Source organism: Sphingomonas sp. GW821-FHT09B04 (genome assembly GCF_059418285.1).
The window spans coordinates 395,152-409,613 of sequence record NZ_JBWKPO010000004.1; the positions used below are offsets into that span (position 1 = coordinate 395,152).

Below are 14,462 nucleotides of genomic sequence, written 5' to 3' on the forward strand. Positions count from 1 at the left end.
GATTGTTCATGGCTTTTGACGAGATCGACCGGCAGATTATGGCTCATCTGCAGGCCGACGGCCGGATGACCAATGTCGATCTGGCCGATCGTGTAGGCCTCACCGCCCCGCCCTGTCTGCGCCGTGTCCGTACGCTCGAGGAAAAGGGCGCGATTCGTGGATATCATGCCGATCTCGATCCCGTCTGGCTGGGCTATACGATCACCGTCTTTGCGATGGTCAGCCTGAAGAGCCAGGCCGAAACCGATCTGGAGGCGTTCGAGGCGCATGTCGCGGATATCCCCGAGATTCGCGAATGCTACATGCTCAACGGCGATATCGACTTCATCCTGAAGATCGTCGCAAGGGACTTGAGCAGCTTCCAGCAGTTTCTGACCACGAAGCTGACCACCGCGCCCAATGTCGCGCACGTCCGCACCTCGCTGACCATCCGTTCGTCCAAGTCGCTGCCCGGCGTTCCGGTCGAGCCCTGATTCAATCGGGAGCCCAACGAAAAAGGGGCGGCAACATGGCCGCCCCTTTCGTTTGTGAGACCAGACCTCAGGCCAGCGGCAGGTCGAGCCAGGTCGTCCAGAACTTCGCGATCTCGCCGCGCGGCGATCCGGTGACGGCGCCGAACGCAGTCTTCGCCTCCGCCTTCTGACCCGACAGCGCCAGCGCGATCCCAAGGCGCGTATTCACAACATTCGTGTCGACGCTGCCCTTCTGGAGCGCCAGCCGGTAAAGCTCGACCGCCTTGGGATAGTTGCGGGTGCCGAGATAGGCGTCGCCGGTCTGCATCGCAACGTCGCCCTTGGCCGCACCCGCCGCGCGCTTCTCTTCGTTCGCAAGCGGGACTTCCGCTTTCTCCTGCGCGCTCGCAGTCGTGTAGAGCTGGTTGATGGTGACGTTGGTCTTGGTGACCTTGCCGTTCGCACGGCCTTCGTCGATCACCGACTTGACCTCGCCCGGCAGACCGCGGCGCTGCGCGACATCAGCGTACTGGAAATAGTCGCTCTCGCCGCCCATCGCCTTGGACGCACGCATCAGGCGCAGCACATCGAGTCGCTGGTCGGGATCGAGCGCGACGCCCTTGTCCTGAAGCTGGTCGAGATAGACGAGCAGCGACGAACGCCACGTCTCGTTGCTCGGATGGGCTGCCAGCTGACGGGTCAGCCACGTCGCAGCTCCAACCTTGTCGCCCGAGGTATAGAGCTTCGAGACCACGACCTTGTACCAGGATTCGGGTGCCTTGCGGCCCGCCGCCTCTTCGGCCTTGATCGCAGCGTCGATCGACACAACGCCCGCCGGAATCTGGCCGCCGTCAAGCTGGACCTGCGCGATCCGCAGGTCGAGATTGCTATCGGTAGGCACATAGCCAAGCTGGCGTGCCTTGGTCAGATGGGTCAGGGCCTCGGCATATTTCTTCTGCTGATAGGCATAGTTGCCGCGGAAGAAGCTATACCGGGCGACATCGGCGGGCGGCGTGTTGGGATTAACCAGCAACGCATCGATCGCGGTCATCGTGCCGGGAATGTCGTTCAGACCCGACGCGACCTGCAGGCGAAACACCGCTGCATAATATTTCTCGCCATCGCTCTGCGCGACCGAATCGAGGCCGGCCAGCTTGGGCTGGGCGCCCGCCCAATCCTTGGCCTTCAGCAGCGTCTCGACTTCGCCGGCCGCCTTGCGGAACGGCTCGCCGATCTTGATCTGGGGGCCAGCGGCCTCTTCCTTCTTCTTTTTCTGGGCCTGAGCCGGCGACGCGGCGAGCAGCGCGGGGGCGCTCAACACAAACGCCGCGGCCAGCGCCGCCTTGGAAACAGACTTCATCCAGGACTCTCCTTACGCGGTTAGCGTAGCAACAATGGGGCGTTTTCGCTCTAGTCTCCCCTTGGCGGGGGTCAAGGCGAAGCGATGCATTCCAGCCGTCGCATCGGCACGCTGAACGCATTTTGAACGATTCGGCTCCATCCCACCCGGCCCGTCTCTACGCGCGCGTACGCGCGTGCGCGGGCTTGGCAGGTGGTCCCCGTCCCGCTAGAGCGGTCACAATCCTGAAACAAGCTCCGAAAGCCCAAAGATTTGACCGACGAGACCGTCCTCGCGGACCCTTCCGATATCACACCCATCTCGATCGTCGACGAGATGAAGACGAGCTACCTCGATTACGCGATGAGCGTGATCGTGGCGCGCGCCCTGCCCGACGTCCGCGACGGCCTTAAACCGGTTCATCGCCGCATCCTCCATGCGGCGCAGGAAGGCGGCTACCTCGCCAACCGGCCGTATCGCAAATCGGCGCGCCTCGTCGGTGACGTGATGGGTAAATACCATCCGCACGGCGACAGCTCGATCTATATGGCGATGGCGCGCATGGCGCAGGACTGGTCGATGCGCGTGCCGCTGATCGACGGTCAGGGCAATTTCGGTTCGATGGACCCCGATATGCCCGCGGCAATGCGCTATACCGAGGCGCGTCTCGCCAAGGTCGCGACATCGCTGATCGAAGACATCGACAAAGACACAGTCGATTTCCAGGACAATTACGACGGCTCCGAGAGCGAGCCGACAGTGTTGCCCGCGCGATTCCCCAACCTGCTCGTCAACGGCGCCGGCGGCATCGCGGTCGGCATGGCGACCAATATCCCGCCGCACAACCTTGGCGAAGTGATCGACGCCTGCCTTGCCTATATGGACAATGGCGCGGTGACGGTCGAGGAGCTGATGGAGATCGTCCCCGGCCCCGACTTCCCGACCGGTGCGCTGATTCTCGGCCGTTCGGGCTGCCGCAACACCTATCAGTCGGGCCGCGGCTCGATCATGGTGCGCTGCCGTCACAATTTCGAGCAGCGTGGCGAGCGCCGCTCGATCGTACTCACCGAAATCCCGTTCCAGCAGGGCAAGAACGCGCTGGTCGAGAAGATCGCCGAGGCCGCAAAGGAAAAGCGCGTCGAGGGTGTGAGCGACATCCGCGACGAATCGAGCCGCGAAGGCGTGCGCATCGTCATCGACCTCAAGCGCGACGCGACGCCTGAGGTCGTGCTCAACCAGATCTGGCGCAACACCCCGGCTCAGTCGAGCTTCCCGGCCAACATGCTCGCGATCCGCGGCGGCCGCCCGGAACTGCTCAACCTGCGCGACATCATCGAAGCGTTCGTCAAGTTCCGCGAACAGGTCATCACCCGCCGCTCGAAGTTCGAGCTCGCCAAGGCACGCGACCGTGCGCACATCTTGCTCGGCCTCGTCATCGCAGTCACCAACCTCGACGAGGTCGTCCGCATCATCCGCGGCTCGTCGAGCCCCGTCGCTGCACGCGAAGCGCTGCTGATGCGCGAATGGCCGATCGCTGAGATCGCGTCGTATATCCGGCTTGTCGAAGCAGTAGAGACCGAGGTCACGGGCGACGTCTATCGCCTGTCGGACATCCAGGTCCGCGCGATTCTCGATCTGCGCCTGCATCGCCTCACTGCGCTTGGCCGCGACGAGATCGGCGAGGAACTCAAGGAACTCGCGGATTCGATCGCGGAGCTGCTCGAAATCCTCGCCAACCGCGTCAAACTCTACGAAGTGATGCGCGGCGAGCTGGTCGCGGTCCGCGACCTGTATGCGACACCGCGCCGCACCGAGATCACCGCAGCAGCGGACGGGATCGAGGACGAGGACCTGATCGAACGCGAAGACATGGTCGTGACCGTCACGGTTCAGGGCTATATTAAGCGCACCACACTCGACACCTTCCGCGCTCAGGCACGCGGCGGCAAGGGCCGCGCCGGCATGGCGACCAAGGACGAGGACGTCGTCACCGAGCTGTTCGTGACCTCGACGCATACCCCGGTGCTGTTCTTCTCGACACTGGGCAAGGTTTACCGGATGAAGGTCTGGAAGCTGCCCGAGGGTGGCGCCAACACACGCGGCCGCCCGATGATCAACCTCCTGCCGCTCGCGGCGGGCGAGACGATCTCGACCGTGCTCCCGCTGCCCGAGGACGAGAATGAGTGGGGCAAGCTCCACGTCATGTTCGCCACCGCCAAGGGATCGGTCCGCCGCAACTCGATGGATGCGTTCACCAACGTGCCTTCGAACGGCAAGATCGCGATGAAGTTCGAAGGCGAAGACGAGGACGATCGCCTGATCGGCGTCGCCCTGCTCGACGAGAGCGACGATGTCCTCCTCGCCACCCGCCAGGGCAAGGCGATCCGCTTCCCCGGCGACGATGTTCGCGAGTTCCAGAGCCGCAACTCGACCGGCGTCCGCGGCATGCGGCTGGCCGAAGGTGACGAAGTCATCTCGCTCTCGATCCTGCACAAGGCGGGGATCAAGGATCAGGACGAGCGCGACGACTATCTGCGCCACGCCCCGTGGAAGGCCGACAAGGACAGCGAACCGCAAATGACGCCCGAGCGGTTCGAGGAGCTCAAGGACCGCGAGCAGTTCATCCTTACCGTCTGTGCCAACGGCTATGGCAAACTCTCTTCGGCATATGAGTATCGCCGCACCGGCCGCGGTGGTCAGGGGATCACCAATATCGACAACATTGCCCGCAACGGCCTTGTCGTCGCCAGCTTCCCCGCGACTCAGGCGCACCAGTTGATGCTCGTCACCGATCAGGCGAAGATGATCCGCCTGCCGCTGACCAGCCTGCGCGTCATTGGCCGCGGTTCGGCGGGCGTTCGTCTGTTTAACGTCGCCGACAACGAGCATGTCGTCTCCGCCGCCCGGATCGAAGAGACCGAGGAGGAGGAAGCGGCGATCGCCGAGGGCGAAGGTGAGATCGTGGAAGCGCCTGATGCGGTTCCTGGAAATGACGACGCGGCTGGCTCGAACGAGGCCGAGTAACCCCAACCCGTCACCCCGGCCTTGTGCCGGGGGTCCACCGGGCGGCAAGCGTCGAGATCGAACCTCGTGTTCTTCGGTCGCGTCATCGTGGATCCCGGCACAAGGCCGGGATAACGCCGGAGTGAGAGCAATGCACCCAACCACCGCCTATAAGGTGCTGACCGCCGACCAGATGACCGCGCTCGAAACCGGCACCTTTGCCGGTGCGCCGGTCGATCTGGCTGACGGGTACATCCATATGTCGACGCGCGACCAGCTCACCGAGACCGTCGACAAGCATTTCGCGGGGCAGAACGACCTGTGGGTTGCCGCAGTCGATCTCGAAGCGCTCGGCGATGCCCTGAAGTGGGAAGTCTCGCGTGGCGGTGCGGAGTTCCCGCATTTCTATGGCAAGCTCACGCTCGAAACGGTGGTCGCTTATTCCCCGCTTGAGCGCGAGGACGACGGCACGGTCCGGCTACCCGTCGCGGGCTGATCTACCCCGTCACGGTCGGGTAGAGCGAACCCACCAGCAGCACCGCCGCCGCGACGTTGAACTGCCGCAGCCGCCGCGCATCGCCGAGCCAGCCACGCAGCTTCACGCCCATCGCTGCCCACAAGCCGACACAGGGGAGGTTGATGGCGCCGAACAGCGCCGCCACCACTGCCAGTCCAAGCCACGGGTCGATGGGCGGCATGTAAACCGTCACGCCGGTCAGCGCCATCGTCCACGCCTTGGGATTGACCCACTGGAACAACGCCGCCTGCACGAAGGTCATCGGCGCACCCTTTGCCGCGCCTCCCTCGCCCGGAGGGCGCGCGGTCGCGATCTTCCATGCGAGGTACAACAGATAGGCGACGCTCACCCATTTCAGAACCTCATGCGCCACCGGATAGCGCGCGAACAACTGCGCCAGCCCGAGTCCGACCAGAACGATCATCAACGCGAACCCCAGCGAAACGCCCAGCATGTGTGGGACGGTTCGCCGGAAACCGAAATTGGTGCCGGAGGTCATCAGCATGATATTGTTCGGCCCCGGCGTGATCGACGAGGCGACGGCGAACGCGGCAAGCGCGGGCAAGGTCTGCATCCATAACATGCCGCAAGAATATGCGATGTCACACGGAATGAGCTTGCAAACACATCAGCCATTCGCCGATAGATAGCAATCGATGAGCGATCTCGATCGAATTGACCGCAATATATTGCGCGAACTGTCTGCCAATGCGCGGATCACCAACCTCGCTCTCGCCGAGCGAGTCGGTCTTTCTCCCTCCGCCTGTCTCCGCCGCGTACAGGAACTTGAGCGGATTGGCGTCATCAAAGGGTATCGCGCAACTCTCGACCGCGTAGCCCTCGGGGTCACCTTCACCGCCTATGTCGCGGTCGGCCTCTCGCGCCATACCAAGTCGGAGCAGGAGGATTTCGAGCGCGCGATCGAGACTGCGCCCGAAGTCCGCGAATGCCACAACGTCACCGGATCGGTCGAATATCTGCTGCGGGTCGAGGCAAGGGACCTCGAATCCTACAAGCGCTTCCACACCGACGTGCTCGGTGCCCTGCCCCAGGTTTCGACGCTGACCTCGTACATCGTGATGGGATCACCCAAGGACGAACGCGCCTGAGATCCTGCCGCTGGCCATCCTGAAAATGGACAGTACAGGCTCAACTACATGATCCATAAGCTTTCTCCCGAGCATTTCTATCGCGTCCGGCCGCTGCTCGGCCCCGATGACAGCGTCAACGCGCTCAGCCTCAACGCCATCCTCGACGGCACCAACCTCGGCGCGGTCTATGTCGACGACCCCGAACAGCCGCGCTCGGCGTTGATCGACCAGACCGGGATCGTCAGCTTCTTCATCGGCGAACCCGACAACGCAGCCTTTCTCCGCGACTTCGACCGTTTCCTGAGCGAGCAGCTCGCGCCCGACACGCTCGCGGCGTGCGGCGGCGACACCTTCATCGCCGTGCTGCACAACCCCGCATGGCAGCAAGCGCTCACCCCCGTCCTTGCCGCGCGCGCGCCGGAGGCCGACGAGGAGTGCTATTTCACGCAGGAGGCGGATGCGCCTGCGCAACACGCATTACCCACGGGCTTTGACATCGCGCGCATCGACGCTGTCCTCGCCGCCAACGACGATATTGCCGAATGCCTGCTCGAAAGCTGGCCGGATACCGAGCGCTTTCTTGCACATGGCATCGGCTACGCCGTGATGCAGGACGAGCGCGCGGTGAGCCTCGCCTTCTCGTGCGCCGTCTGGAACGGACGCCACGAAATCAACGTGCTGACCTTCGACGACGACGATCAGGGCCGCGGCTTTGCAACCTCGGCCTGCATCGCCTGGCTGGCCGAGGCGCAGCGCGCCGGTATCGTGCCGCACTGGACGGCGATGGCGAGCAACACGGCCTCGCTCCACCTCGCGCGCAAGCTGGGTTTCATCGAAACGACGCGGCGCCCGACGATCGAGTTTCTATTCTAGTCCGACGCCGGCGGTGAATGCGGTCCAGTCACTCCGGTTTGTGACATACCGCCTCGACGTTGATCCCGTCGGGATCATAGACGAACGCACCATAATAGCCCGGATGATAGTGCGCGCGAATGCCCGGCGCACCATTGTCGCGTCCACCTGCTGCCACCGCGGCGGCGTAGAAGGCGTCCACCTCCGACCGGTTCTCCGCAACGAACGCGATATGGATGCCGCCGCCCTTGGGGCCGCCGTTGCTCAGCCAGAAATCTGGTTTGCCATGCTTACCGTATCCGATTCCGTGGTAGGTTCCGCCCGACATAGCGGGCGTGACCTCCATCACCACCGCCGCACCGATTGCCCCCAGCGCCGCGTCATAGAAACGGCGCGAGACGTCGAAATCGCTCGCGGAAACACCCATATGGTCGATCATCGTATCCTCCTGAAGAAGCTCAATCCTACCAGCTCGCTTCCCCTCCGCTGTCAGCAGCCGGCGGCGGCCGCGTCACTCCATACGGGTGGCATAGTGGCGGGATTTCCGCCCGAATGGCAGCAGTCATCGCACCCTTCAGCGAATCACGCAGGCCGGTGACACACCGCTTCGACGTTCATCCCGTCGGGATCGATCACGAACGCCGCATAATAATTGGGGTGATAGTTTTCGCGGATTCCCGGCGTACCATTGTCCCGCCCGCCCGCCGCCAGCGCCGCGACATGAAAGCCGTCCACCGCCGCCCGGCTCTCGGCGCGAAACGCGTGATGCACGCCGGTACTCACCGGCTCGCCATCGGCGATCACGAAATCGACCTCATCGACACCGAACAGGACGATGTTGTTGCCCAGCCCGTTGGTCTCTTCGCCCATCACGCGGTAGCCGAGCGGCGCCAGTGCAGCCTCGTAGAAACGCCGCGACGCCCCGACATCGCCGACCGGAATCCCAAGATGGTCGATCATCGTTGACTCCTTCAATTTCTGTAATTACAGAAATAACCAACATGACCCGCTTCGCAGAACATCCCGACGCCAAGGCGTTCATCCTCCACTGGGGCGAGATGGGAACGCAATGGGGCGTCAATCGCTCCGTGGCGCAGGTCCACGCGCTGCTTTACCTCGCCGATCGCCCGCTCCATGCCGAGGAGATCGTCGACACGCTCGGTCTCGCGCGCTCCAACGTCTCGACCGCGCTCAAGGAGCTTCAGGGCTACGGCATCGTCCGTCGCGTCCATGTCGAGGGCGATCGCCGCGACCATTTCACCGCCGAGACCGATCTGTGGGAGATGCTCATGCGCATCGTCGCCGAGCGCAAGCGGCGCGAAGTCGATCCGACGATCCAGCTGCTCGGCGAGCTGGCCGCGCGTCTCGCCGCGGACGAGACCGCCCCGCTGCAGGTGCGCGAGCGCGTCGGCCGGATGCACGAATTCATCGGCACGCTCGGCGGCTGGTACGACCAGGTCCGCGTGCTGCCCAAGCCGACCCTCGTCACCCTCATGAAGCTCGGCGGCAAGGTCGCCCGCTTCATCCCCGGCTCCCGCAACAAGGATTGAGCAGGCACCGCGTCGACCATCTCGCCTTTCCGTATCAATCTATTTCTGAAATTTCCGAAATAACCGTAGAAAAGATCAGAAGGGGTCAGCCATGGCACAGCAACGCACCCGTCGCAGGACCGCCGCGATCCGTATCGCGGGCGCAGTCGCATTCGGCCTTGCCTTCGCGCTCGGTGTCTATCTGCTGATCGAGGCGGTGGACCCATCCGGCCTGATCAGCTTCACTTTCCTGCTGGTTCTCCCCGCCGCGGTCACCGCCTTCGTTACCTATGTCGGTGACCCACTCGCTGAGCGGTCCAGCGGTTTCTATATGGGCATCGTCCCGCTCTTCCTGTTCCTCGCCGTGGTCGTGGCATCGATCCTGTTCCTGCGCGAGGGGGTGGTCTGCATCCTCATGCTCGCGCCGTTCTGGTTCGCCCTCAGTTCGCTCGGCGGCTACCTCACCTGGCGCCTGCGCAACCGTAAGGAGCCGGTCGAGAACGTGTTCCGCGCGTCCACACTGCTCCTGCTCCCGCTGATGTCGATGCAGGTCGAGCCGATGATTCCGCTCACCCGCGATGCCGGCAGCGTGACCCGCTCGATCGTCATCAATGCCGATGCTGCCACCGTCTGGCACTATGCCCGCGGTGTGCGCCAGATCCGCCCCGATGAGGGCAAGTGGAACATCTCGCAGGACCTGATCGGTCTTCCCCGCCCTACCGGAGCACGCCTCGATCGCGAGGGCGCGGGCGCAACCCGCCACGTGGTGTGGCAGGAGGGAATCCGCTTCAAGGAGGTCGTGACCGATTGGCAGCCAGGAAAGCGCCTTTGGTGGGACTTCCGTTTCGACGCTACCAATATGGACGCATGGGCGATGCAGGATCGTCACCTTCTGCCCGACAGCCCGCACTATCGCATCACCGACGGCGGCTATCTGCTCGAGCCTTTGGGCGAAGGCCGCACCCGGCTCACGCTCACCACCCGCTATTGGGTCCAGACCCCGGTCAATTGGTACGCGCATTTGTGGGGCGAGCTGTTTGTCGGCGACGTCTCAGCGAATGTCCTCGCAGTCATCCGCCAGCGGTCGGAAAGCAACAAATAGCCACCAAGCCACGAACCAAGGGAGAAGCGACATGGCCCGCCACCATCCCACCACCGATCCGGCACTCCGCCATGTCGTGTGGCGAGATCTGGTATCGATGCGCCGGCGCGACGGTCTGACCGAGTGCCTCCATCCCCTGCCATGGCTGGTCCTGTCCTTCGCTCTTGCCGGCGCCGGCCTATGGCTACTCGCCATTCCTGCGACCTTCATGTTCTTCCTCACCGCGCTGCGGCTGAACCATGAGGCGATCCACCACAATCTCGGTTTCGGCCCGCGCGGGCATCGCCGCGTGCTGCATGGTCTGAGCGCACTGATGCTTGGCTCCAACAGCTCGATCGCGTTCAACCACCTCCACCATCACGCGAAGATCGGCACCCCAGACGATATCGAGGGCAAATGCGGGAACATGAAATTGTGGCAGGTGCTGCTCTATGGCCCGCGCTTCCCGGTCGAAACCCACCTCTATGGCTGGCGGCACGGCGGCCCCCGGCTGCGCCGCAGGATGGCGATCGATCTGGCGCTGAACGCCCTCGTGATCGGCATCGCCCTGAGCAGTCAATGGGCGCCCCTGCTCTATCACATCGCCGCGATGCTGGTGGCGCAGTGCCTCACCGCCTTCTTCGCGGTATGGATCACGCATCATGACTGCGAGGAGGGCGTCGTCGCCCGTACCCAGCGCGGCTGGCTGCTCAACCGGGTCAGCTACAACATGTTCTTCCACCTCGAGCACCATCTGTTTCCCGCAGTGCCGGTCAGCCGCCTCCCCCGCCTCGCCGCCCGTATCGACACCGCCGCACCAAAACTCGCGAAGCGGCTGCGGATGGTGCTACCCGTCACAAGTCTCTAGCAAGGAAAACTCGAAGATGCCCCCATTTCGCTATGGCTTCGGCGCCGGGTTGGCCTTGCTCGCGGCTGGTCCGGTTTTCACTCTGCTGTTGATGCTGGCTATGTCCACCAGCTCCAACGGAACAGACAACACCACTAACTGGTTCGTTCTATTGCTGATGATGCTGCCGTTCGCGCTGATCTTCGGCTTGATACTTGGTATCCTTCCGATCGTACTCGGTGGCCTGCTGATGGGATGGCTGGGAGCCCGCGCCATCTGGACCCGACATCCGATGATCTGGGCAACCGTTGGCGGCGCTATCGGCTTGTTGATGGGGCTGGCGCTCAACGAGCGCGATACCCAATTGGGCATCATGTTTGCGTTAACCGGAGCGATCTGCGCCCTGATCGTCCGCTACGGCACCCGCTGGTCGGACGACAGCGTCTGAACCACGCCCCAAGCGATCAGCGCCTGCGCCGCGAAATAAGTGGGCCAGATCAGCAGGCCCGGCACCACCGACTCCTTCATCACCCCGAAGCGCGCGAAGATCAGCAAGTCGGAGATGACGAACAGCACCGCGCCTATGCCCACACGATAGCGCGGAAACCGGCTGGTCCACGCCGTCGCCGCCATGACACCGAGAAATGCGGCATAGGCGCCCACCGGCAGCGCCTGCCCCGCCGGTGCAGCGAGCAGGGCGCTGATCAGGATCGTCGCCGGCGCGAGCAGATAGCCCAGCAGCCTCTGGCTCGATGACGGGTTCACCCGGCGGTTGCGCAGATACAGCACGATCGCCACCGCATGCCCCGCCGCGAATGCCGCGCCGCCGATGGTGAAGCCATGCGTCTCGAGCAGCAGGTCGCCCAGCGCGCCGAGCGCCAGCGCGCCGGCGATCAGCCAGCCATCGGTGCTCCGCGCCTGTGTCGCCGCCCAGAGCGCGAGCAAGGCCACCCCGCTGGTCTTCCACGCCGCCTTGAGCGCGCCGCCGTCGGCGAGTCCCCACGCCGTTAGCGAGTAGCTCGCCCCCACCAGCACCGCGATCCAGAACAGCCCCCGCATGCACTTTCCCTTTTCCTACAGCCCCACCCTTGGCGTAAGGGCTTTGACAGGGGCGTCCGGCACCACCGGTCGCGTGTCAAGCAGGCGCGAAAAATCCCTGCATATGTGTCAACTTCCCGAGAGAGCCGTGTCAACTTCGCTCCCCCACCAAGTCCATATCATCGGCGGCGGTCTCGCCGGTTCGGAAGCCGCCTGGCAGCTCGCCAATGCCGGCATCCGCGTGAAGCTTTCCGAAATGCGCGGCAGCGGCGACATGACGCCCGCACACCAGACCGACGGCCTCGCCGAGCTCGTCTGCTCGAACAGCTTCCGCTCCGACGATGCCGAACGCAACGCCGTCGGTCTGCTGCATCAGGAGATGCGCGACCTCGGCTCGATCATCATGGCGCAGGGCGATGTCCACAAAGTGCCCGCTGGCTCGGCACTCGCGGTCGACCGCGACAATTTTTCCGACGGCGTCACCGCCGCGCTGGCGGCACACCCCAATATCACCATCGTTCGCGAACGGGTTGACCAGCTTCCCGCGGAGGGGCTGACGATCGTCGCCACCGGCCCCCTCACCGCGCCGGGCCTCGCCGACAGCATCGGCAGCGCGACGGGCAAGGACAGCCTCGCTTTTTTCGACGCGATCGCTCCAATCGTGCATCGCGAGAGCATCGACATGGACGTGGCGTGGATGCAGTCGCGCTGGAACAAGGTCGGCCCCGGCGGCACGGGCAAGGATTACATCAACTGCCCGATGACCAAGGACCAGTATCTCGCCTTTCATCAGGGCCTAATCGACGGGGAGAAGGCCGAGTTCAAGGAATGGGAGAACGTCCCCTATTTCGAGGGCTGCATGCCGATCGAGGTGATGGCCGAGCGCGGCGTCGATACGCTGCGCTATGGCCCGATGAAGGGCGTGGGGCTGGACGACCCGCGCACCGCCTGCGCGGAGTTTCCGAACGGCCGCTGGCCCTATGCCTGTGTGCAGCTGCGCCAGGATAATGCCAATGGCACACTCTGGAACATGGTCGGCTTCCAGACCAAGCTGAAGCATGGCGCGCAGGTTGCCCTGTTCCGGACGATTCCGGGGCTTGAGAATGCCGAGTTCGCCCGTCTTGGCGGTCTTCACCGCAACACCTTCATCCGTTCGCCCGAACTGCTCGATGCGACGCTGCGGTTGAAATCGCGTCCCCACATCCGCTTCGCCGGGCAGGTGACGGGATGCGAGGGTTATGTCGAAAGCTCGGCGATCGGCCTGCTCGCGGGTCGTTTCGCCGCCGCCGAGATCCTTGGCCGCACGCTCGCCCCGCCGCCGGTCGAGACCGCGCTCGGCGCGCTGCTCGGCCACATCACCGGCGGTGCGGAGATCGAGACCTATCAGCCGATGAACGTCAATTTTGGCCTGATGCCGCCGATCGAGGGGCGCACCAAAAAGGCGGACCGCAAGCTCATGTACACCACCCGCGCCCGCGAAGCGTTCGCGGCGTGGATCAAAGCGGCCTGAACTACTCCTCCGCCGCCTCGGCCAGCGCCTTGGCGACCTCGGCGCGGCAGTCGCATTGTGGCCGTCCGGGAGTCTTGCGCTTGGGCGCGGTAGTGGCGAATTCGGCGCGGGTCAGCCCACCCGACTTGTCCTTGTCTGCCTCGGCGAATTTGGTCGAGGTCCGCGCCGTCCACTCCTCGAACGACAGCTTGCCGTCGCCATTCGTGTCGAGCTTGGCAAAGGCCTTGCGCCGTGGCTGCTGGAGTTCGGCGAGCGTGACCAGGCCATTCCTGTCCTTGTCGCTGCGATCGAAGCGCTTTTCCTCCCGGCTGCGGTCAGCCCGCGGCGCGTCGGCTGGCGCTGCCGGATCGACCGCCGCCTCGGTCTGCGCTGGTTTCGGTGCCGGCGGTACGGGTTCAGGCGTAGCCCTGCTCTGGAACACGAAGACCCCAGCTCCCGCCATCAGCAACGCCGCGATGCCGCCCACGAAATAGCGCCACATTTCGACTCTCCCCCCAGCCAGGGGTCAGCCTACGCTTTCCATCAGCGGCAGCAAGACGTCACCTGCCGGTCAGGCGGTGCCATAGCGCTCGGCCCGTTCGCCGCGGCGCCCCGAACGGAACCCTTGCAAGGTCAAGCCGGGCGAGATGCGCCATCGCACCCAGCGCACGGCCCTTGCGGCTCCATTTGACCGCGCAGGCTTGCGCCAGCGCCTGTTCCGCGATCATTCGCGCCGCCGCCGCCTCCCCGCGATCGCTGAGGCCTCCGGCAAGGTCGGCAAGCGCCCAGCCCTCGCCAGCGAGCGCCAGCGGATCGCCTGCCCCGGCGCCCGCCAGCCGCCCCGCAAGCTCGAACAATCGCGCACCGCGCTGCGCAAAGGCCTTCAGCCCCGCAGCATCCAGCTCTTCCTGCAACACCGCCTGCCAGGCCAGCGCAATCTCCGCCACCGCGGCCCCGTTCACCCCGTCGCGCAGCACGTCGCGCGCCACCGCCTCCAGCACCGGCTCGGCGGGCGCGGGCCCCGTGTCGAGCCGCACCAGCGCGTCATGCCACCATTGCAGGCGGATCTGGCCCAGCATCGGCTCGGTCGTCGTGCGCACCGTCTCCGCCAGCCGGTCGTCCAGCGTCAGCAGCGCCGCCAGTCCCCGCCCTGCCGCGGCACCCGGCGCATAGGACAGGATCATCCGCCGTTCCGGTTCCGCAATCACCGGCCTGCTCCGTCCC

17 protein-coding genes are annotated in these 14,462 nt (G+C 64.6%); 10 read left to right on the forward strand and 7 right to left on the reverse strand.

Going from position 1 to position 14,462, the window contains the following annotated elements; all coding sequences use genetic code 11:
• Positions 1-8: 8 nt before the first annotated feature.
• Positions 9-473 carry an Lrp/AsnC family transcriptional regulator gene (locus tag AC07NK_RS14925; RefSeq protein ID WP_495171385.1) on the forward strand — a complete coding sequence of 155 codons (465 nt, stop codon included), beginning with the start codon at positions 9-11 and terminating at the stop codon, positions 471-473.
• Positions 474-540: 67 nt separating this feature from the next.
• Here AC07NK_RS14925 and AC07NK_RS14930 read toward each other — a convergent pair whose 3' ends face one another.
• Positions 541-1,812, reverse strand: coding sequence for a tetratricopeptide repeat protein (locus AC07NK_RS14930; RefSeq protein WP_495171386.1), 1,272 nt, complete (start codon positions 1,810-1,812; stop codon positions 541-543).
• Positions 1,813-2,064: 252 nt separating this feature from the next.
• Here AC07NK_RS14930 and gyrA point away from each other — a divergent pair, with 252 nt between their 5' ends.
• Positions 2,065-4,815, forward strand: coding sequence for a DNA gyrase subunit A (gyrA, locus tag AC07NK_RS14935; protein ID WP_495171387.1), 2,751 nt, complete (start codon positions 2,065-2,067; stop codon positions 4,813-4,815).
• 130 nt (positions 4,816-4,945) lie between these two features.
• Entirely contained in the window at positions 4,946-5,290 is a 345-nt protein-coding gene (locus tag AC07NK_RS14940; RefSeq protein ID WP_495171388.1) for a DUF952 domain-containing protein, read from the forward strand.
• Position 5,291: 1 nt separating this feature from the next.
• On the opposite strand, the gene AC07NK_RS14945 is transcribed toward AC07NK_RS14940, so the two are convergent.
• A complete protein-coding gene (locus tag AC07NK_RS14945; protein ID WP_495171389.1) occupies positions 5,292-5,885 on the reverse strand; it encodes a LysE family translocator in 594 nt (197 codons plus the stop codon).
• An 82-nt stretch (positions 5,886-5,967) separates the two neighbouring features.
• Between AC07NK_RS14945 and AC07NK_RS14950 the strand changes: the two genes are divergently transcribed.
• Entirely contained in the window at positions 5,968-6,420 is a 453-nt protein-coding gene (locus tag AC07NK_RS14950; protein ID WP_495171390.1) for an Lrp/AsnC family transcriptional regulator, read from the forward strand.
• A gap of 48 nt (positions 6,421-6,468) precedes the next feature.
• Complete coding sequence (locus AC07NK_RS14955) at positions 6,469-7,275, forward strand: GNAT family N-acetyltransferase (protein WP_495171391.1); 807 nt, start codon at positions 6,469-6,471, stop codon at positions 7,273-7,275.
• Positions 7,276-7,303: 28 nt separating this feature from the next.
• Here AC07NK_RS14955 and AC07NK_RS14960 read toward each other — a convergent pair whose 3' ends face one another.
• Positions 7,304-7,693 carry a VOC family protein gene (locus AC07NK_RS14960; protein WP_495171392.1) on the reverse strand — a complete coding sequence of 130 codons (390 nt, stop codon included), beginning with the start codon at positions 7,691-7,693 and terminating at the stop codon, positions 7,304-7,306.
• 143 nt (positions 7,694-7,836) lie between these two features.
• Positions 7,837-8,214 carry a VOC family protein gene (locus AC07NK_RS14965; protein WP_495171393.1) on the reverse strand — a complete coding sequence of 126 codons (378 nt, stop codon included), beginning with the start codon at positions 8,212-8,214 and terminating at the stop codon, positions 7,837-7,839.
• Between the two features lie 41 nt (positions 8,215-8,255).
• On the opposite strand from AC07NK_RS14965, the gene AC07NK_RS14970 reads away from it, so the two are divergent.
• The 4 genes from AC07NK_RS14970 to AC07NK_RS14985 all read left to right on the forward strand — a co-directional run bounded on the left by AC07NK_RS14970 (position 8,256) and on the right by AC07NK_RS14985 (position 11,159).
• The gene (locus AC07NK_RS14970) at positions 8,256-8,804 is read left to right on the forward strand and encodes a GbsR/MarR family transcriptional regulator (RefSeq protein ID WP_495171394.1); all 549 of its coding nucleotides are present in this window, start codon (positions 8,256-8,258) and stop codon (positions 8,802-8,804) included.
• A gap of 91 nt (positions 8,805-8,895) precedes the next feature.
• A complete protein-coding gene (locus tag AC07NK_RS14975) occupies positions 8,896-9,885 on the forward strand; it encodes an SRPBCC family protein (RefSeq protein ID WP_495171395.1) in 990 nt (329 codons plus the stop codon).
• Positions 9,886-9,916: 31 nt separating this feature from the next.
• The gene (locus AC07NK_RS14980) at positions 9,917-10,732 is read left to right on the forward strand and encodes a fatty acid desaturase (protein WP_495171396.1); all 816 of its coding nucleotides are present in this window, start codon (positions 9,917-9,919) and stop codon (positions 10,730-10,732) included.
• A gap of 16 nt (positions 10,733-10,748) precedes the next feature.
• Positions 10,749-11,159 carry a hypothetical protein gene (locus AC07NK_RS14985; protein ID WP_495171397.1) on the forward strand — a complete coding sequence of 137 codons (411 nt, stop codon included), beginning with the start codon at positions 10,749-10,751 and terminating at the stop codon, positions 11,157-11,159.
• Here the strand turns inward: AC07NK_RS14985 and AC07NK_RS14990 are convergent.
• On the reverse strand, positions 11,126-11,770 hold the full coding sequence (locus tag AC07NK_RS14990) for a lysoplasmalogenase family protein (protein ID WP_495171398.1): 645 nt from the start codon (positions 11,768-11,770) through the stop codon (positions 11,126-11,128). The genes AC07NK_RS14985 and AC07NK_RS14990 overlap by 34 nt on opposite strands.
• 127 nt (positions 11,771-11,897) lie before the next feature.
• On the opposite strand from AC07NK_RS14990, the gene trmFO reads away from it, so the two are divergent.
• The gene (gene trmFO, locus AC07NK_RS14995) at positions 11,898-13,259 is read left to right on the forward strand and encodes a methylenetetrahydrofolate--tRNA-(uracil(54)-C(5))-methyltransferase (FADH(2)-oxidizing) TrmFO (protein WP_495171399.1); all 1,362 of its coding nucleotides are present in this window, start codon (positions 11,898-11,900) and stop codon (positions 13,257-13,259) included.
• A 1-nt stretch (position 13,260) separates the two neighbouring features.
• On the opposite strand, the gene AC07NK_RS15000 is transcribed toward trmFO, so the two are convergent.
• Both AC07NK_RS15000 and AC07NK_RS15005 read right to left on the reverse strand, forming a co-directional pair.
• Positions 13,261-13,740: an EF-hand domain-containing protein gene (locus AC07NK_RS15000; protein WP_495171400.1), complete on the reverse strand. Its 480-nt coding sequence runs from the start codon at positions 13,738-13,740 to the stop codon at positions 13,261-13,263.
• Between the two features lie 58 nt (positions 13,741-13,798).
• Entirely contained in the window at positions 13,799-14,446 is a 648-nt protein-coding gene (locus tag AC07NK_RS15005; RefSeq protein ID WP_495171401.1) for a squalene/phytoene synthase family protein, read from the reverse strand.
• Positions 14,447-14,462 lie beyond the last annotated feature (16 nt).